The organism is Microbacterium sp. ZXT2-5 (assembly GCF_055329545.1).
This window is the reverse complement of record NZ_JBUZWD010000001.1, coordinates 2,579,836-2,597,549: the sequence shown is the minus strand read 5'-3', so window position 1 is coordinate 2,597,549 and position 17,714 is coordinate 2,579,836. Positions and strand designations below refer to the sequence as shown.

Annotated in this window: 18 protein-coding genes, 1 tRNA gene and 1 pseudogene; 11 read left to right on the top strand and 9 right to left on the bottom strand. The window is 70.0% G+C overall.

The features are described 5' to 3' along the window. Positions 1–4 precede the first annotated feature (4 nt). The 3 genes from ACZBH1_RS11545 (at position 5) to ACZBH1_RS11535 (ending at position 3,652) form a co-directional block, all read left to right on the top strand. A complete protein-coding gene (locus ACZBH1_RS11545) occupies positions 5–1,264 on the top strand; it encodes a DUF58 domain-containing protein (RefSeq protein WP_336394994.1) in 1,260 nt (419 codons plus the stop codon). After that, complete coding sequence (locus ACZBH1_RS11540; protein WP_463646444.1) at positions 1,251–3,539, top strand: transglutaminase TgpA family protein; 2,289 nt, start codon at positions 1,251–1,253, stop codon at positions 3,537–3,539. Before ACZBH1_RS11545 ends, ACZBH1_RS11540 begins: the two co-directional genes overlap by 14 nt. A 28-nt stretch (positions 3,540–3,567) precedes the next feature. Next, positions 3,568–3,652: transfer RNA gene (locus ACZBH1_RS11535), tRNA-Ser, on the top strand. Between the two features lie 57 nt (positions 3,653–3,709). Here ACZBH1_RS11535 and ACZBH1_RS11530 read toward each other — a convergent pair. From ACZBH1_RS11530 to ACZBH1_RS11510, 5 genes are all read right to left on the bottom strand, one after another. Continuing rightward, on the bottom strand, positions 3,710–4,354 hold the full coding sequence (locus ACZBH1_RS11530) for an arsenate reductase ArsC (RefSeq protein ID WP_463646443.1): 645 nt from the start codon (positions 4,352–4,354) through the stop codon (positions 3,710–3,712). Then, positions 4,351–4,767: an arsenate reductase ArsC gene (locus ACZBH1_RS11525; protein ID WP_336394970.1), complete on the bottom strand. Its 417-nt coding sequence runs from the start codon at positions 4,765–4,767 to the stop codon at positions 4,351–4,353. Before ACZBH1_RS11525 ends, ACZBH1_RS11530 begins: the two co-directional genes overlap by 4 nt. Before the next feature lie 46 nt (positions 4,768–4,813). Then, positions 4,814–5,713, bottom strand: a complete 900-nt coding sequence (locus ACZBH1_RS11520; protein ID WP_463646442.1) for a metalloregulator ArsR/SmtB family transcription factor — start codon at positions 5,711–5,713, stop codon at positions 4,814–4,816. A gap of 65 nt (positions 5,714–5,778) precedes the next feature. Next, a complete protein-coding gene (locus ACZBH1_RS11515) occupies positions 5,779–6,291 on the bottom strand; it encodes a GNAT family N-acetyltransferase (RefSeq protein ID WP_463646441.1) in 513 nt (170 codons plus the stop codon). Continuing rightward, entirely contained in the window at positions 6,288–7,604 is a 1,317-nt protein-coding gene (locus ACZBH1_RS11510) for an FAD-dependent oxidoreductase (RefSeq protein WP_463646440.1), read from the bottom strand. The genes ACZBH1_RS11515 and ACZBH1_RS11510 overlap by 4 nt, the downstream gene beginning before the upstream one ends. 88 nt (positions 7,605–7,692) lie before the next feature. Between ACZBH1_RS11510 and ACZBH1_RS11505 the strand changes: the two genes are divergently transcribed. The 4 genes from ACZBH1_RS11505 to arsA all read left to right on the top strand — a co-directional run bounded on the left by ACZBH1_RS11505 (position 7,693) and on the right by arsA (position 11,925). Further along, positions 7,693–8,043, top strand: a complete 351-nt coding sequence (locus ACZBH1_RS11505; RefSeq protein WP_336394966.1) for a metalloregulator ArsR/SmtB family transcription factor — start codon at positions 7,693–7,695, stop codon at positions 8,041–8,043. Further along, positions 8,040–8,729 (top strand): aquaporin, encoded by a 690-nt coding sequence (locus tag ACZBH1_RS11500; protein ID WP_336394965.1) that lies wholly within the window; start codon positions 8,040–8,042, stop codon positions 8,727–8,729. The genes ACZBH1_RS11505 and ACZBH1_RS11500 overlap by 4 nt, the downstream gene beginning before the upstream one ends. Continuing rightward, the gene (locus ACZBH1_RS11495) at positions 8,729–9,883 is read left to right on the top strand and encodes an MFS transporter (protein ID WP_463646439.1); all 1,155 of its coding nucleotides are present in this window, start codon (positions 8,729–8,731) and stop codon (positions 9,881–9,883) included. The genes ACZBH1_RS11500 and ACZBH1_RS11495 overlap by 1 nt, the downstream gene beginning before the upstream one ends. Before the next feature lie 125 nt (positions 9,884–10,008). Beyond that, positions 10,009–11,925 carry an arsenical pump-driving ATPase gene (gene arsA, locus ACZBH1_RS11490; protein ID WP_463646438.1) on the top strand — a complete coding sequence of 639 codons (1,917 nt, stop codon included), beginning with the start codon at positions 10,009–10,011 and terminating at the stop codon, positions 11,923–11,925. A 54-nt stretch (positions 11,926–11,979) separates the two neighbouring features. Here arsA and ACZBH1_RS11485 read toward each other — a convergent pair whose 3' ends face one another. Next, positions 11,980–13,227 carry an MFS transporter gene (locus ACZBH1_RS11485; protein WP_463646437.1) on the bottom strand — a complete coding sequence of 416 codons (1,248 nt, stop codon included), beginning with the start codon at positions 13,225–13,227 and terminating at the stop codon, positions 11,980–11,982. A gap of 222 nt (positions 13,228–13,449) precedes the next feature. On the opposite strand from ACZBH1_RS11485, the gene ACZBH1_RS11480 reads away from it, so the two are divergent. Then, the gene (locus ACZBH1_RS11480; RefSeq protein ID WP_336394961.1) at positions 13,450–13,809 is read left to right on the top strand and encodes a PRC-barrel domain-containing protein; all 360 of its coding nucleotides are present in this window, start codon (positions 13,450–13,452) and stop codon (positions 13,807–13,809) included. A 201-nt stretch (positions 13,810–14,010) separates the two neighbouring features. Here ACZBH1_RS11480 and ACZBH1_RS11475 read toward each other — a convergent pair. Then, positions 14,011–14,313, bottom strand: a pseudogene (locus ACZBH1_RS11475) (DUF7882 family protein); the annotation flags it as partial. An 87-nt stretch (positions 14,314–14,400) separates the two neighbouring features. Between ACZBH1_RS11475 and ACZBH1_RS11470 the strand changes: the two are divergent. Then, a complete protein-coding gene (locus ACZBH1_RS11470) occupies positions 14,401–15,114 on the top strand; it encodes an MBL fold metallo-hydrolase (protein WP_336394960.1) in 714 nt (237 codons plus the stop codon). 22 nt (positions 15,115–15,136) lie between these two features. Here ACZBH1_RS11470 and ACZBH1_RS11465 read toward each other — a convergent pair whose 3' ends face one another. Beyond that, positions 15,137–15,637 carry a bifunctional nuclease family protein gene (locus ACZBH1_RS11465; RefSeq protein WP_336394959.1) on the bottom strand — a complete coding sequence of 167 codons (501 nt, stop codon included), beginning with the start codon at positions 15,635–15,637 and terminating at the stop codon, positions 15,137–15,139. A gap of 167 nt (positions 15,638–15,804) precedes the next feature. Beyond that, complete coding sequence (locus ACZBH1_RS11460) at positions 15,805–16,023, bottom strand: hypothetical protein (RefSeq protein ID WP_336394958.1); 219 nt, start codon at positions 16,021–16,023, stop codon at positions 15,805–15,807. 153 nt (positions 16,024–16,176) lie between these two features. On the opposite strand from ACZBH1_RS11460, the gene ACZBH1_RS11455 reads away from it, so the two are divergent. Beyond that, a complete protein-coding gene (locus ACZBH1_RS11455) occupies positions 16,177–17,208 on the top strand; it encodes an LLM class flavin-dependent oxidoreductase (RefSeq protein ID WP_452324557.1) in 1,032 nt (343 codons plus the stop codon). A 120-nt stretch (positions 17,209–17,328) separates the two neighbouring features. After that, positions 17,329–17,685: an SPW repeat domain-containing protein gene (locus ACZBH1_RS11450; protein ID WP_463646436.1), complete on the top strand. Its 357-nt coding sequence runs from the start codon at positions 17,329–17,331 to the stop codon at positions 17,683–17,685. The last annotated feature ends 29 nt before the right edge of the window (positions 17,686–17,714 follow it).

Below are 17,714 nucleotides of genomic sequence, written 5' to 3'. Positions count from 1 at the left end.
GCCGATGAGACGAGTGTGGCCGCTGACAGTCCGGGGCACCGGCGCGCTCGTCCTGGCGATCGTCTGCCTCGTCGTCGCGCAGGAGGCGAGCCTGGCCGAGCTGATGTACTTCGGCATCCTGCTGCTTGCCGTCGTCGCGGCGAGCGTCGCGTCACTCTATGCCGGCCGCCGCACCGAGTCGGTGACCCGCTCGCTCTCGCCCGACGTCGTCTCGGTGGGGTCGGAGGCCCGTGTGGCCGTGCGCGTCGGCGTGCGCACGGCGCTGCCCACCGCGCCGGGGACGTGGCGTGACGCGCTTCCGAAGGGACTTCGCGGCAAGGCCGCCGGCGCCTTCCCCGCGCTCGGGTCGGGGTTCCTCGGCGGCGAGCGCGGCGGCGCCAGGAGCATCGACCTCGTCTACACCGTCACCGGCGCCAGGCGCGGGGTGCACTCGCTGGGTCCGCTCACGGTGCAGTCGTCCGACCCGTTCGGGCTCGCGCGGCGCACGGTGGTGTTCAGCCAGCGCACCCCGGTGACCGTCGCCCCGGCGGTCGTCGACCTCGCCCCGCTGATCGACTACGCCGGCGCGACGGGCGGCCTGCTCCATACGACGACGGACCAGCTGGGTCAGGGCGCCGACAACCTCGTCGCCCGCCCCTACGCCTCGGGCGACTCCATGCGCCGCATCCACTGGCGCGCCACCGCTCACCGTGACGAGCTCATGGTGCGGCAGGAGGAGCAGGAGTCCACGCCCGAGGCGGCGGTCGTCATCGACCGGGCGGCACGTCGGTGGTCGCCCGATGCGCTGCAGGCGCCCGGCGCCGACCCCGGCTTCGAGGCCGCCGTCTCCGCGTGCGTGTCCGCCGTCGCCCGCCTCGTCCACGACGGCTACGCGGTGGAGGTCCTCGACACCGAGGGCACGGTGCTCATCGATCGCATCGACGGCGGCGACATGATGTCCGTCGACGGACTGCTCGTGCAGTTCGCGACGATGACGGCCCGACGCGACGATGATCTCCCCCGGCTGCCCCGGCTGTTCGCGGGCATCTCGACCGGACCGATCGTCCTCATCGTCGGCCGCTTCGATCCCTCCGACGCGGCGGCGGTCGGACCTGTCGCCCATCACAGCACGCTGCCGGTCCTCCTCGCCGCCGCCCCGGCCGCCGGCGCATTGGACCTCGCCGCCGACCACGGCTGGCACGTGGCGGCCATCGACGCCGAACGCGACCTGGCGCCCGCGTGGGCGAACGCGATCGGGCGGGGGGCGCACCATGTCGTCGGCTGACGCGGGCCGCGCGACGCGCGCACGCGGCGGAGAGAAGCTGCTGACCTTCTCGATCTTCGCGGCGCTGCTCGCGGCCCTGCTCCCGGTCGTGCGCGTCATCGACTCCGGCTGGTGGCTGCTGGCGGCGCTGCTGCTGGCCGCGCTCATCCTCGGCGCCGGCTACACCGCGCGCCTCTACCGCCTCCCGGCGGTCGCCGTGACCCTCATCGAGGCCACCCTTTGGGCCGTGTTCCTGACGCTGGTGTTCCTCAGGGACACCGCGCTGCTGTGGGTCATCCCCACCCTCGACACGATCCGCAGCGTGCCGCTGCTCGTGGAAGCGGCGATGGAGGAGATCAGGCTCGGCGCGGCGCCCCTCGAGGGCTCTCTTCCGCTGGCCTTCGTGGTGGTCGGAGCGATGGGACTGCTGACGATCATCGTCGACCACGTCGTGGTGACGGCACGGATGCCGCTGCTGGCGTCGGTCGGCATCGTCACGGTGTCGCTGATCCCGGCGATCGCGGCGCCCGCTGCCGTCGACGTGATCGGGTTCGTCTTCCTCGCCGTGACGATCCTGTTCCTGATCCGCTCCGAGACCCGTTCGCGCGAGAAGCCGATGGAGCGCGAGGAGGAGCGCACCGCCGGCGTGCCGGCCACGGCGCTCGGCATCGGCGCGATCGCCATCGTGGTCGCCGTCGTGGTCGCGCCGGCGCTGCCGCAGCCGGGGGCGCGCGCGGGCACGGGACTCGGACCAGGGCCGGGGATCGATGCCACCCTGCAGCTCGGCGACGACCTGCGCCGGCCGCAGGAGGTGGAGGTCATCCGCGTCCGTACCGACTCGCCGTCGGTGCCCTACCTGCGCGCGACGACGCTGAGCCGGTTCGAGGGCGGCATCTGGGAGCCCGACCGGGCGCAGACCGTCTCGCTTGAGAGCGACCGGGCGTTCGGCGAGATCGACAACACGGACGAGATCCGGATCTCGGAGTACACCACCAAGGTCGACGTGGTGAACCTGGACTCGCCCTGGGCGCCGGTGCCGTATCCGGCGGTGGGGGTCGCCGGGCTCAGGGGACTATGGGGGGCGGTGCCCTACAACCACACGGTGGCGACGACGAGCGACTCGACGATGGGCCAGTCGTACGAGGTGCAGTGGACCCTCCCCCGCCCATCACTGGAACAGGTGCGGGCGGCGACGGCCGTCGGCTCGCAGGTCCGCGACGAGACGACCGAGATCCCCGCCGACATCCCCCCGCAGATCGCCGAGCTCGCCGTGGAGGTCACCGCCGCCGCGACCAACGACTACGACCGCCTCACGGCTCTGCAGCGGTGGTTCCGGGGCGGCGACTTCGCGTACTCCCTCGACGCACCGGTCGAGGAGGGCTTCGACGGCAGCGGCGCCGAAGCGGTGGCACGGTTCCTGGAAGTGCGCCAGGGCTACTGCGTGCACTTCGCCTCCGCCTTCGCACTCATGGCGCGCACCCTCAACATGCCGTCGCGCATCGTCGTGGGCTACCTCCCGGGCACGCCGACGACGGACAGCGTCGACGGGCAGCCGGTGTTCACGGTGTCGAGCTCGCAGCTGCACGCCTGGCCAGAGGTGTACTTCGAGGGCATCGGCTGGATCCCGTTCGAGCCGACCACGGGTCTGGGCACGCCGACGATGTTCTCGTCCGCGGCGACCGCGCCGGGCGAGACGACCGACCCCGGGAGCGTGGGCTCGCAGCCGACGGCGACGCCCACCTCCCCTGGGGACCGCGCCGAGATCGATGCGGAGGAGCTGCAGTCGGCGAATGGGATCGGTGCGGCGCGCGACACCGTCGATCCGCTCCCCCTGCTCGGCATCGTGACCGCTGTCATCGTGCTCCTCTCCCTTCCGCTCCTGGCGAGGGAGGTCCGCCGGCGCCGGCTGGATGCCGCGGCCCGCGCCGGTGACGCCGCCGCGGCCTGGCAGTCGGTGCAGGAGGCAGCCATCGACGTGGCCATCCCCGTGCCGGCCAGCGAGACGCCGCGCGCCTTCGCCCGGCGCCTGGTCGAAGAGCACGGGGTGGCGGCATCCGACATCGATACCGTCCTCACCGCGATCGAGCGCGTCAGCTACTCCCGTGCGGGGACCCGCTCGTACTGGATGGGGGATGCCGCGGCCGACGCGGCCGCCGCGGTGCGCGCATCGCTGCTGACGTCGGTGCCGGCGTCGCGGCGGATCCTGGCGCTCGCGGCCCCCCGATCCCTCATCATCCGTCCCGGCAGCGTCTATGCCGGAGCGCTCCGGTTCGGGTGCGGTAGCCGAGCAGGGTAGGATGGTCGGCGGCCCTTCGGGGCCTCCTGGAGGATTCGCCTAGTGGCCTATGGCGCACGCTTGGAAAGCGTGTTGGGTGCAAGCCCTCGGGGGTTCGAATCCCCCATCCTCCGCACCTGTCCTGAGTCGCGACATCGTTTACGAACGAGCCGCGGCTCAGGACTTTTCCGTCAGTCGTGGATCAGCTCCGAGAGGAGGTGCTCCACGCGGTCGCGGATGTCGTCCCGGATGCTCCGCACACCATCGATGTCGAGACCCGCAGGGTCATCGAGCTGCCAGTCCAGGTACCGCTTGCCGGGATACAGCGGGCAGGCGTCGCCGCAGCCCATGGTGACGACCGCGTCCGCTGCCCGCACGACGTCATCGGTCAGGGGCTTGGGGAACTCCTCGGTCACATCGAGGTCGATTTCGGCGAGGACGAGAGCGACTTCCGGGAGGATGCGCTCGCCCGGCTGCGATCCCGCCGACCGAACGTGGACGCCTTCTCCGGCGATATGGCGGGTCAGCGCGGCGGCGATCTGCGAGCGGCCGGAGTTCTGCACGCAGACGAAAAGGACTTCGGGGACGGGTTTGGCCATCAGGCCCTTCGACTGCGCGAGGGCGGTCAGCCGGTCCCGTGCGAACTTCTCCGCAAGGCTGGGCAGGTGGGTCTGGACGGCAGCGGTGCGGGCGAGTGATGTGTACGACTCGAAGACGACGCGCTCGACGGTCTCTTCGTTCACCATCCCCGCGAACTGCTGGGCGAGGCGCTCAGCGGCCCGGTGAAGCACCGAGTCCGGCGACAGCAGCGCGCCTTGGCCTGTCGGGTTGATCATGCCGCCCCGCGCGCCGGGAGGATCTCGGAGATCAGCGACTCCACGCGAGCCCGGATCTCGTCTCTGATCGGACGCACCGCGTCGATGCCCTGGCCGGCGGGGTCGTCCAGCTCCCAGTCCTCGTAGCGCTTGCCGGGGAAGATCGGGCACGCGTCACCGCAGCCCATGGTGATGACCACGTCGGATTCGCGGACCGCATCGACCGTCAGCACCTTCGGCGTGTTCCCGGCGATGTCGATACCCTCCTCCGCCATCGCTGCGACGGCGACCGGGTTGATGGTGTCCTTCGGCGCCGAACCCGCCGAGAGCACCTCGACGTCGTCCCCGCCGAGCGCACGGAGGTAGCCGGCGGCCATCTGGGAGCGACCCGCGTTGTGCACGCAGACGAACAGGACGGTGGGCTTGTCAGCCATGTGCGGCCTCGCTTTCTCTTCACAGAAAGCATAGACCGTGATCTATCTAACCGGGAATCTCACCAGATGAATTGTCGGCCAACAGTTCTCCGAGAAGTCGGCGGACGTGGGCTTCGATGTCATCGCGGATCGCGCGGATCTCCTCGGGCGACTTTCCGACGGGATCCGCCAGATCCCAGTCGAGGTAGCGGCGGCCGGGATAGATCGGACAGGCGTCGCCGCAGCCCATCGTGACGACGACATCGGCCGCTCGCACCACGTCGTCGGTGAGCGGCTTCGGGAACTCACCCCCGATCGAGACCCCGATCTCATCCAGAGTCGCGAGGATGCTGTGGCGCACATCGCTCGCCGGCTCGGAGCCCGCCGTCCGCACGCTCACCTTCCCGCCCGCCAGTTGCCGCAGGATCCCCGCGGCCATCTGCGAGCGCCCAGCGTTCTGGACGCAGACGAAGAGCACATTCGGGACACCGGACAGAGCGGCATCGGCGCGCTGCAGCGCCTCCAGGCGCGCCGCGGCGAATGTCGCCGTGCGACTGGCGAGCATCGGCGAGCGGGAGCGGCTCGCGAGGAGGAGGTGGCTCTCCTCGACATAGGCGCGCACGCTCTCGGGACTGAACACGCCGGCGAATCGGACGGCGAGATCCCTCGTGATGCGCTCGAGGTCCGGCTCCGGGGAGGGCAAGTCTGTCCCGCCCAGCAGAGCATCGACTCGCGCAGCATGGTCGGGTGCGATGGAGTACCAGACCCGGCGCCCCTCGGGCTGGCGAAGGACGATCCCCTCGTCATGCAGGGCCTTCATGTGATGGCTGACCGTGGGCTGCCGCAGGTCGAGGGTCGCGGCCAGGCGCCCGACCAGCTCGCGCCCGTTCTCCGCCCCGCGGATCAGCCGGAGGATCCGCGCGCGCGTGGGATCTCCCAGCGCGGTCAGATCCCCCGCCTGATTCATAGATCAGAGTCTATCTCTCGATGGCGAGTGACGGCCTGTGCCGGTTCGGCTGATCTCACGCACTGTCAGCCGGGTTCCACGGTGGCACTGCGGCGCTCGATGAGGACGGTGTCGCGCCAGGCACCGGCGTGCGGGCCGACGGTCGATCGCGCGATGCGCTCGCGCCGTCCGACGACCCGGAACCCGGCCGCCTCATGCAGCCGAAGGCTCGCGGCATTCTCGGGGAAGATGCTCGACTGGATCGTCCAGATCCCGGACCGCTCTGCAGCCTGGATGAAAGCGTCCAGCAGTACGCGCCCGATCCCCTGCCCGCGGGCGCCACGGTCGATGTAGACGGAGTGCTCGACCACGCCACGGTAGGCCGGTCTCAAGGACACGGCAGATCCAGCGACCCAGCCCACAACGACATCGGCCGAGTCGACGGCCACGAAGCGCATGCCGGGCAGCCTCCCCGCGTCGAAGGCCGACCAGTCCGGCGTCGCGGCCTCGAAGGTCGCCTCGCCGTCCTCGATGCCCTGTGCGTAGATCCGCTCGACCGCCGGCCAGTCGTCGGGCGTCATCTCGCGTACAGCCGTCATGAGCAGCATCCGCCGCCCTTCCCGGCGTCGGTCGAGCACACGCCCGTGGCGGGAAGGACGAGCTCGACGTGCGAGGCGGATGCCGTGTCACCGGCGAGCCACGCCGTCACCGAGCGCACCTGCTCGTAGCCGGTCGCGAGGAGGAAGGTCGGCGCGCGCCCGTAGGACTTCATGCCGACGATGAAGAACCCCTGCTCGGGGTGGGTGAGCTCGCGGAAGCCGTGAGGCTCGACCGTGCCGCACGAGTGGACGTTCGGGTCGATGAGCGGGGCGAGGCGCTTGGGCGCCTCCACGATCTCGTCCAGTTCGAGACGGATCTCGCGCAGCATCTGCAGATCAGGGCGGAACCCGGTGGCGTTCACGACGATGTCGGTCTCGTGGGTCACCACCTCACCCCCGCGGTGGCCGACCAGCTCCACGGCTTCGCCCGCGCGGCGCGCCCGGATGATCTCGAAGCCGTCGACGACGGCGACGTCGCCGCGTTCGACGGCTCGGTCGACGCGACTACCCAGGTTCGCACGATCGGTCAGCTCGTCATCGGGCGAGGACGAGACCCGCACCGCCTTGGCGTTGCGGATCAGCCACGTCACCGTGGTGCCGGCCTCCTCCCGGGCGAGCTGCACGAGGGCGAGAAGCGTGTTGGCGGCGGAGTGCCCCGCACCGACGACGGTCACGCGCCGGCCCGCGAACCGGGCTCGATCCCTGCCGAGGACATCGGGAAGCGCGGCCGTCACCCGGTCGGCGATGTCGGACATCCCCAGCAGCTCGAGCCCGCTGGAGGAGAGTGAGTTCGGCGAGCGGTATGTTCCCGACGCGTCGATGACAGCGCGCGCGGGGACGTCCTCGATTCCGCCTCCGGCCGTGCGGATGCGCACGGCGAACGGGGTGGCGCTGCGACGTGCCGTGCGGGTGCGATCCATCCCCTCGCGCGTCACGCCGATCACCTCGACACCGGTCCGGATGCGCGGAACGAGTTCCTCGAGGGCGGCGAGCGGCGCCACATATCGCTCGACGAGCTCGGCCCCGGTCGGCGCCCGCTCAGGGTCGGGCAGCGCCCATCCCGACTCCTCGAGGAGACGACGGGAGGCGGGGTCCACCAGGTGCTTCCACGGGGAGAAGAGGCGGGTGTGCCCCCACGAGCGCACGCTCGCCGCAATCTCATCGCCCGCTTCGAAGACGACGAAGTCGATACCGCGCTCCAGCAGATTGGCAGCGGCGGCAAGCCCGATAGGGCCGGCACCGATGATCGCAACCGGCAGCGTCGAGAGCCGGCCGGCTTCAGCAACGCGGGGTGTCAGGTCGAGCAGGGTCACAGCATCCTCCACAAGATATCGACGAACTTCGATGCCCTGATTCTGAACCCATCTATCGACATCTGTCAATATCGAATACTCTCGATGCATGACCACGATGCTCGACGTCACCGACATCACCGCCGGCGTGTGCTGCGCCCCCCTCGTCCGCGAGCCGCTGACCGCCGAAGAGGCCGATCAGCTCGCCGCCACCATGAAGGCCCTTGCCGACCCGACTCGCCTGCGCCTGCTGTCGATCGTCGCCGCATCCGAGGACGCCGAGGCCTGCGTCTGCGATCTGATCGAGCCGGTCGGCCTCAGCCAGCCCACGGTGTCGCACCACCTGAAGATCCTCACCACCGCCGGATTCCTCACGCGCAGCAAGCGCGGCACGTGGGCGTACTTCAAGCTCGTGCCTGGCGCGCTCGACCGCGTCTCGCAGCTCCTCGTCGCCTCGTGACGCACACCGTTCGCGCCGCTGCCGGTGAGTTCCTCGGCAGCGCGGGGCTCGCCGCTGTCGTCATCGGCTCGGGGATCGCCGCCCAGCGCCTCTCCCCCGCCGACGTCGGCCTCCAGCTCTTCGAGAACGCCTTCGCCACCGCTCTGGGGCTCGCCGTCCTCATCCTCGTCTTCGCGACAGTGTCCGGATCGCACTTCAACCCCGTGGTCACGCTCGTCGACATCGCGCTGCACCGACGGAGCTGGACCATCGCCGCGGTCTACCTGCCCGTGCAGGTGCTCGGATGCATCGCCGGCGCGGTGCTCGCCAACCTCATGTTCGCAGCCCCGGCGATCGCCTGGAGCACGACCGACCGCTCGGCATCACCCCTGCTGCTGTCCGAGGTGGTGGCGACCGCCGGACTCGTGCTCCTGATCTTCGCGCTCGTGCGAACCGGCCGCTCGCATCTCGCGGCCCCGGCGGTCGGTGCCTACATCGGTGCGGCCTACTTCTTCACGTCGTCGACGAGCTTCGCCAACCCGGCGATCACGATCGGGCGCATGTTCACCGACACCTTCGCAGGAATCGCCCCGGCGTCGGCGCTGCCGTTCATCGCCGCACAGCTCGTCGGCGCGACGCTGGGATTCGGGGCGGTGCGGGTGCTCTTTCCCGTAGCGGCGCCTGAGCCCGCTGTCTCGCGAGGCTGATGGAAGGACCTCCGCGCGGCGGCGCCCGGCTGACGGCGCTCGCTTTCGCACAGATCGTCGCATGGGGCGTGCTCTACTACGCCGTCCTGGTGGCCGCACCCGCGATCGCCGCCGATACCGGCTGGAACGAAGAGGCCGTCTTCGTCGCCATCACGCTGGGACTGCTGACATCCGCCGTGTGCGCGATCCCGGTCGGCCACTGGCTGGATCGTCATCCGAGACGAACCATGGTGATCGGCGCACTCATGGGAGCCGTGGCACTGATCGCAGCAGCGGCGGCACCCACGATCCAGGTCTTCGCCGCGGCGTGGATCGTCTGCGGCGCTGCTCAATCCGCCGTGCTCTACCAAGCCGCCTTCACGGTGATCACCCATCGCTACCGATCCGCTCGACGCGGGCCCCTCACCCTGGTGACGCTCGCCGGAGGGCTCGCATCCACGATCTTCGCTCCACTCACCGGCTGGCTCGTCGTGGAGTCCGACTGGCGGGCGACGTTCGTCATCCTCGCCGGGATCCTGATCCTCGTGCCGCTTCCCACGTACGCGCTCACCGTGGAGCGCGGCTGGCACCACCTCGATGCGCGAGCTGCCGGCAACGGCGGCGCGGCACGAGTGCTGCGCACTCCGCGGTTCTGGATCGTCGCGGGCTCGTTCGCGCTCATGTCGTTCTCACTCCATGCGGTGACCCTGTCGGCGGTCCCCGCCTCGGTCGAGAAGGGCCTGGATCTTCAGACCGCCGCCTGGGTGCTGGGAGTCATGGGCGCCGGCCAAGTGCTCGGCCGACTCGTGTACCTGGCGATCCCCCGCACCGCCGCGCCGTGGATCGCGCCCGCATCGGTCGGTGCTCTTGGGGCGGCCGCCCTGACCGCATACGGGATCGCTTCGGGCCCGGGGCTCATCATCGCCACCGGGGTCGTCGCCGGCGCCATCCGCGGCGCGCTCACACTCATTCAGGCGTCCGCCGTCGCGGATCGGTGGGGACCGGAGTCCTACGGCACACTCAACGGCGCGCTCGCGGCACCGGTCACGGCGGTCGCTGCGCTGGCCCCTGGAGCGGCGGCGCTGCTGGCCGAGTCCCTCGGTTCGTACAGGTGGATGGCGCTCGCGATGGCGGTGGTGTGCCTGCTGGGCGGCGTGCTGGCGATTCGCCGCTAGCGGATCGCATCCCCTGCACATGGCCTCAGATGAAGAGCGTCGTGCCCGACTTCTCGGCCTCACCGATGCGGGCGCAAGGTACCGCGGGACGCGCCCCGACTTTGTGAGGGGGGACGAAGGTCCTCGTGCGTTCCGTCGCCGGCGCTTATGTTCGGCTCACGGCCTGGAACAGGAAGGTACGGAGCGGGCATGGAGGAGCTGAGCCGGCGCGGCGTCCTGATTCCGTCAGGGGGAGTGATTATTCACCCGAGATGAGAAGCGACATGAGATTCCTCGAGCACCTTCCCCGATTCCTCTTCTTCACCGGAAAGGGCGGCGTAGGCAAGACCTCGGTCGCATGCGCGAGCGCGGTCCATCTCGCAGACGCCGGCAAGAACGTGCTGCTCGTCAGCACCGACCCCGCATCGAACATCGGCCAGGTCTTCGGTCTGGCGGTAGGTAACACCATCACGCCGATCCCGGCGGCGCCAGGCCTGTCAGCGCTGGAAATCGATCCGGAATCCGCCGCGGACGCCTACCGTGAGCGGATCATCGGGCCCTTGCGCGGCTCCCTTGCGGACGCTGAACTGGACGGTGTCCGCGAGAGCCTGTCGGGATCGTGCACGACTGAGATCGCCTCTTTCGACGAGTTCGCCGAGCTGCTGACCGATGACACGCGGTACGCGGCCTACGATCACGTCATCTTCGACACCGCGCCGACCGGTCACACCATCCGCCTGCTGCAACTGCCGGGCTCCTGGAGCGAGTTCCTCACCCGCGGCGGTGACGCATCCTGCCTAGGTCCGCTCTCCGGGCTGGCGCGGCACAAGTCGACGTATTCGAAGGCGGTGAGCGCCCTCACCGACCCGACCCTCACCAGGCTCGTGCTCGTGACTCGCGCCGAGCGTTCGGCCCTGGCGGAACTCGAGCGCACCTTCGATGAGCTTCACGCCATCGGCATCCCGGACGGACACGTGGTCGTCAACGGGATCCTGCCCGACCACGCCGATGACGAGCCGCTCTCACGCGCCGTGCGGCGCCGGGAGGCGGCAGCCCTCGCTGCGATGCCGGCCGGTGTGGCAGCGCTGCCGCGAGACTTCATCGAGCTGAGGCCGGACAACGTGGTCGGGATCGAGGCCGTCCGGGCGCTCCTGAACGACGCGACCAGCGCCCCATCCACTGACGTCGGCGAGAGCGATCCCGTGGCCCAGGACGCACCGCTCTCGGCGCTCATCGACGCGATCGAGGCAGACGGTCACGGCCTCGTGCTGTGCATGGGCAAGGGGGGCGTCGGCAAAACCACGATTGCGGCCGCCATCGCGAACGGCCTTGCCCGGCGCGGCCACGACGTACTGCTCACCACCACTGACCCCGCCGCCCACCTCACGCACACATTGGACGGCGCCGCGGTCGACCGCCTGACGGTATCGCGCATCGATCCGGACGCGGCGATCCAGGCCTACCGCGCCCGGGTCATGGCTTCGAAGGGCAAGAACCTCGACGAGCAGGCGCGGGCCGCTCTCGCCGAGGATCTGATGTCACCGTGCAACGACGAAGTCGCCGTCTTCCATGAGTTCTCGCGCGCGATCTCGGAATCGCGTCGCACCTTCGTGATCATCGACACGGCCCCGACCGGCCACACCCTGCTCCTCCTGGACGCCACCGGCTCCTACCACCGGGAGATCACCCGGCAGATGGGCGGCGGACTCGATATCGTCACGCCTCTCATGCGATTGCAGGACCCCGGCCTCACAAAGGTTGTGCTCGTCACGCTCGCCGAGACCACTCCCGTCCTCGAGGCCGAGGAACTCGCCGGCGACCTCCGCCGAGCAGGCATCGAGCCATGGGCGTGGGTCGTCAACAGCTCGATCGCGGCCGCGAACCCGACGTCGCCCTTCCTGCGGCGGCGCGCACGGAATGAACTCGAACACATCCACCGCGTGAAGGAGCTCTCCTCCCGGGTGGCCATCATCCCGATGCAGAGCGAGGAGCCGATCGGACCTTCGCGGCTGACGGCGCTCAGCGAGCCGGCCGGCGAGCAGATACACGCCTCGCGGTCCTGAAGACCGGCGTCTCCGGCGACGTCCACCGGAGGGCGCAGACTTCCGGCGCCTCCGTCATCGCACGTGGATGGTCTCGGGTTCCCAATACCGCCGATGGCGGATGGCCCGCCTCCGGATGGCGAGGCCGCCGATCGCCCCCACCACCGCGACGGCGAGGAGCACTCCGACCGCGCCGGGCAGGCTGACCGCGCCGACCCAACCGGCCAGTGGATAGGTGATCAGGAAGCACGCGTGCGAGAAGGCGAACTGTGCGGTGTAGACGAGGTTCCGGTTCCCGGGCGTCGACGCGTCGGCGAGCAGCCGTGACGACGGCGTGTTGATCAGCGAGATGCCCGCCCCGAGCACGATCCACGTGAGCAGCAGCATCCACCATCCCGCTCCGCCCGCGACGGCGGCGACCGTCACCCCGACCGCGACAGCGAGTCCGACGACCACCGTGCCGAGGCCTGCGACCATGACGCTCGTCACCCCGAACCGGTCCACGAGCCAGGGGATGTTCAGCGCGACGAGCAGCGAGCCGACACCGTACGCACCCAGTGTCACCGCCAGCGCGGAGTCTCCGAGCCCGAACACGCTCTTGGCGTACACGACCGAGTTCACCAGCACCAGCGCCGTGCCCGCGGCCACGACCACATTCGCGAACAGCACGAACCGAAGACTCGGTGTCGCGACGAACACCTTCGCGCCCATCGGCAGCCGCTGCCAGAACGTCGACGTCGACTCCTCGGCCGGATGCGGCGGGATCGCCGAGATCAGCACGAGCAGCGCGGAGCCGGCGAACCCGGCCGCCGTCCCCACGAACAGGTCGTTGTAGCCGATGACCGTCAGCAGGGCCGCCGCGATCACCGGGCTCAGCAGCGCTTCGAGGTCGTACGCGAGCCGGGACAATGCGAGTGCGCGGGTGTAGTCCTTCGGGTCGGGCAGCACGTTCGGGATCAGCGACTGGAACGCCGGGGTGAACGTCGCCGAGGCCGACTGCAGCACGAACACCAGCGCGTAGATCTGCCAGACCTCTGAGACGAACGGCAGCATCAGCGCGATCACCAGCCGGATCGCATCCGCGCCGATCAGCACCGCCTTCTTCGGCAGCCGGTCGACCAGCGCCGCCACCAGCGGTGCGACACCGACGTAGGCGACCATCTTGATGGTGAGCGCGGTGCCCAGCACGGAGCCCGCCGCCGCGCCGGCGAGGTCGAACGCGAGAAGGCCGAGCGAGACCGTGAGCAGACCCGTCCCCAGCAGCGCGACGACCTGCGCCCCGAACAGCGTCCGATACGTCGTGTTGCGCAGCACGCCGATCATGCGTGATGCCGCGGCGCCTCGTCGACGGCGTGCTCGGCCTGCATGATCTCCTCTCGAGGGCCCGCGCCGTCCGTCGGCGCCGCCTGCCCACCCCCGCAATACGCCTCTTCGGGCGAAATTTCCAGGGGGTCCCCTGACGAGAAGCGGCTTCCTAACGTGGAAACCGGAGCGATCACCCGGATCGCCTCCGCATCACCCCTCGCATGAGACGAAGGAGCGATCATGTCCTCAGCTTGGGACGCATGGGAGTACCGAGAATCCGTCAACCGCGACGCCGGTTCGCGCAGCCTCGTGGGATATCACGTGCACGCCACCGACGGCGACATCGGGAAGATCGACGAGGCGAGCGACGACGTCGGCAGCAGCCGCCTCGTCGTGGACACCGGCCCGTGGATCTTCGGACGGAAGGTGATCCTCCCCGCAGGCACGGTCCAGCGTGTCGACGACGCCGACGAGAAGGTCTACGTCGACCTCACCAAGGACCAGATCAAGAACTCTCCGGAATGGGACCAGAGCACCGCCGGCACGGATGACGACTACCGCGGTCGCCTCGACACCTACTACGGCGGCTTCTACCGCTGATGATCATGAGGGCGCCCGGCCGACGGCCGGGCGCCCTTCGTCGGCCCGGTTCGCGGGAGGCTCGGCGAGACGCTAGCTTCGCGTGTCGTTCGGCGTGATGTCCGTTCCGGCGACGCGGATCCGGTCGACGTCCAGGCTCTCGACCCGCACCTCGCCGAGCGTCACATCGGCACCCTCACCGGGGCTGGTGGGGACCGGCCCCGTGTCGATGTTCTCCTCCACCAGGGTGATCCCGCCGGAGCTGTTCGCCGACGACGCGAGATCCTCGATCCACCTGCGACTCAGCTCGGGCTGCTCGGGGTCCTCGAAGACGAAGCGCAGCGGGATGGAGGGATGCAGCCAGATGGTGCTGCGTCCGCCCGGCTGGTCATCGGGATGCCTCCACGACAGCGTGAAGCTCTCGCCGCGACGCAGCTTGGTGGCGATCACGACCTTCAGGTGCGCCAGCGCGCGGTCCTCGATGTGGATCGGCGTCGCCGAGCCGCCGTAGAACATCGTCCCCATGGCTCGAAGCATAGACCTGCCGGATCCGCGGGCGTCTCGGTGCGCCTATCCTGGCCGAGCAGCCCCCTGACGCGATCGGAGGTCCTCATGAAGCTCGGCCCGCACCTGCACCGCATCGGCAACGACATCGTCGCCGCCTACCTCGTCGTCACGGATGACGGGGTAACCGTCGTGGACGCCGGCCTGCCCGGCCACTGGAAGGATCTGGTCGACGAGCTCACATCGCTCGGCCTCTCCCCCGCCGACGTGAAGGGCGTCGTGCTGACCCACGGCGACGCCGACCACATCGGGTTCGCCGAGCGCCTCCGCCGCGATCACGGTGTGCCGGTGTTCGTCCACGCGGCAGACGCAGAGCGGGCCCGCACCGGCGCCAAGCCGAAGGTCGCGGCAGGGCCGATGCGACTCGTGCCGACGCTGGGCTTCTTCGCCTACGCCCTGCGCAAGCGCGCCGTCCCGACGACCTACGTGTCGGAGGTCGTCGAGGTGCACGACGGCGACGTCCTCGAGCTGCCGGGTGCGCCGGTCGTCATCGGCCTGCCGGGCCACTCGCCGGGAAGCATCGCTGTCCATGTTCCATCGGCGGATGCCGTCTTCGTGGGCGACGCCCTCACGACGCGCCACGTCCTCACCGGCAGGGAAGGAATGCAGCCCGCGCCCTTCACCGACGACCCGGCCGCCGCCCTCGCGTCGCTCGATCGGCTCGCGGGCGTGCAGGCCTCCTGGGTGCTCCCCGGCCACGGCGCGCCCTGGCGGGGTTCTCCGGCCGACGTGGCCGCTGCGGTCCGGGCGGGCGCAGCCTGACGCCGCGCCGGCGACGGACCGGTCAGGCCTCGAAATCCTCCGGCTCGACGTCGTCGAGGAAGCGCTTGAACTCGTCGAGCCGTTCGGTCGCGTCCGTCTCGGTGAGGACGTCGGGCACACCGGCGTCCGCCATGACCTCGTCGGCCACCCACATCGGGGCCCCGGTGCGCGATGCCAGCGCGATCGCATCGGAGGGTCGCGCGTCGACCACCCGATCGCCGAGGGGCGTCGAAAGCGTGATCGCGGCGTAGAAGGTCCCGTCGTCGATGCGCGTCACCTCGACGCGCGAGGTCGATGCGTCCAGCGCCTCGAGCATCAGTCGCATGAGATCGTGCGCGAGGGGGCGGGGGACGTCGGCGTTCTCGACCGCGACCAGGATGGAGGTGGCCTCGAGCTGTCCGATCCAGATCGGCAGCACCAGCCCGTCGCCGGGAAGCTGGTCGACCGGCTTGAGAAGGAGAACGTGCTGGCCCGAGGCATCCAGAGCCACACCCGCCACGCGAACCTGGACCACGATCGTCACCCCTCTCCGCACCGTCTCCGCAGACGCCCTCACGAGGCATCCGATGCCATCGTAAGCACGGCGCGCACACCCAGGACAGGGGGTCGGCTCCTCGTCGCCTCACGGGTCGGCGGCTCGGACAGGATGGTCCGAGCCGCCGACGACGATGCCGAGGAGCGTCAGTGCCCTCAGTCGCCGCAGAGTCCCCGTGCGGTGTCGTTCTTGGCCTGGCCGCCGATCGCCTGGACGACCTCACCGACGGTCGAGAACCCGAGCGCGCCTTCGGTGTTGATGGTCTTGTGGATCTGGCCGAAGCAGGCAGCATCGGCGGGCGCGGCGTGCGCGGTGCCGGCGAAGCCGAAAACGGCGAGAGCGGCGATGGCTCCGGTGGCGAGAATGCGCTTCATTGGACTTTCCCCTCCTAGTGGCGGGCGCGTGTTCGCCCGATGTGAGGTACTTCTCCCTGGGGCGCCGGTTTGGATGCAGCTGTTCGCAGATTTCCCGCGACAGCGCGGTCCATTCACCGGAATGGATGCCGTGGGCGTACCGTTGCAGTCGACATGCAGCGCTTCGGAACCCTCTCCTTCGGACACTACGGGCCGCTCGGCGGCGGTCGGCAGCTGACGGCCGCGGACTCGATGCTCCAGGCCATCGACCTCGCACAGGGGATGGACGAGCTCGGCGTGAACGGCGCCTACTTCCGCGTGCACCACTTCGCTCGTCAGCAGGCATCCCCCATGCCTCTCCTCGCTGCGATCGCCGCACGCACCGAACGCATCGAGGTCGGCACCGGCGTGATCGACATGCGCTACGAGAACCCGCTCTACCTCGCCGAGGAGGCGGCGGCCGTCGATCTCATCTCGGGTGGCAGGCTCGCGCTGGGCGTCTCGCGCGGGTCACCCGAGACCGTGGTGCGCGGCTACGAGGCCTTCGGGTACACCGGGTCGGAGGATCCGCGCGGTGCCGACCTCGCACGCCGGCACTTCGATCTGTTCCTGCGCGCGATCGAGGGAGAGGGGCTGGCGGAGCGGGACCCCTCGTCGCCTTTCGGCACCGGCGCCACGGGCCGGCAGCGCATCGAGCCGCACTCCCCGGGCTTGCGCTCGCGCGTGTGGTGGGGCGCGGGCAACCGCGACAGCGCCGAATGGGCCGGGCGGATGGGCGTGAACCTCATGTCGTCGACGCTGCTCACGGAGGCCGACGGCACTGCCTTCGACCTCCTGCAGGCGCAGCAGATCGATGCCTTCCGCGCCGCCTGGCGCGACGCGGGGCACGCGGGCGAGCCCCGCGTGTCGGTGAGCCGCAGCATCTTCCCGATCACGACGGCGGAAGACCGCCTCTACTTCGGAGGGCGTCAGGACGGCGACCAGATCGGGGTCATCGACGGGATGCGCTCGACGTTCGGCAAGACCTACGCCGCCGAGCCCGACGTTCTCGTAGAGCAGCTGAAGGAGGATGCCGCGATCGCGGCGGCCGACACGCTCATGCTCACCATCCCGAGCCAGCTCGGCGTCGACTTCAACCTGCGCGTCATCGAGTCCTTCGCGAGTCACGTCGCTCCCGAGCTCGGGTGGAGATCCACCCGGGCGTGACGCGCGGTCGCATCGGCCACGCCGCCGCGCACCGGGACTCTTGACCGGGCGGTCAGTCAGGCTTACGGTCGAATCGACCCCCGATGGGGAGCCGTCAGGATTCGGAAGGAGGAGATTCGCATGAAGAAGTGGACCCGCTGGGAGGACTGGGTCGCTGTCGCCGTGGGACTCGTCGCCGCGGTGTCGGCCCTGTTCATGCCGGCGATGGGCGCTTCGATGGCATGGATGCTGATCCTCGGCGTCCTGCTGATCGCCAGCGGCATCGTGAACCTCGCGATGCCGGGCATGGCTGCGATGGAGTACGTCCAGCTCGCCCTCGGCGCGCTGCTCTTCGTCGCTCCCTGGCTCGGCGGCTATGCGGACATGCAGTCCGCGGCCGCGTGGGTCAGCTGGATCGGCGGAGCGGTGGCAGCCATCGTCGCGGCCCTCGCCATCAGGCCGGCCATGCAGACGCACGAACGCGCCCTGCCGCACTGACGTGCGGACCGAGACGGGGGCGCCGGCGC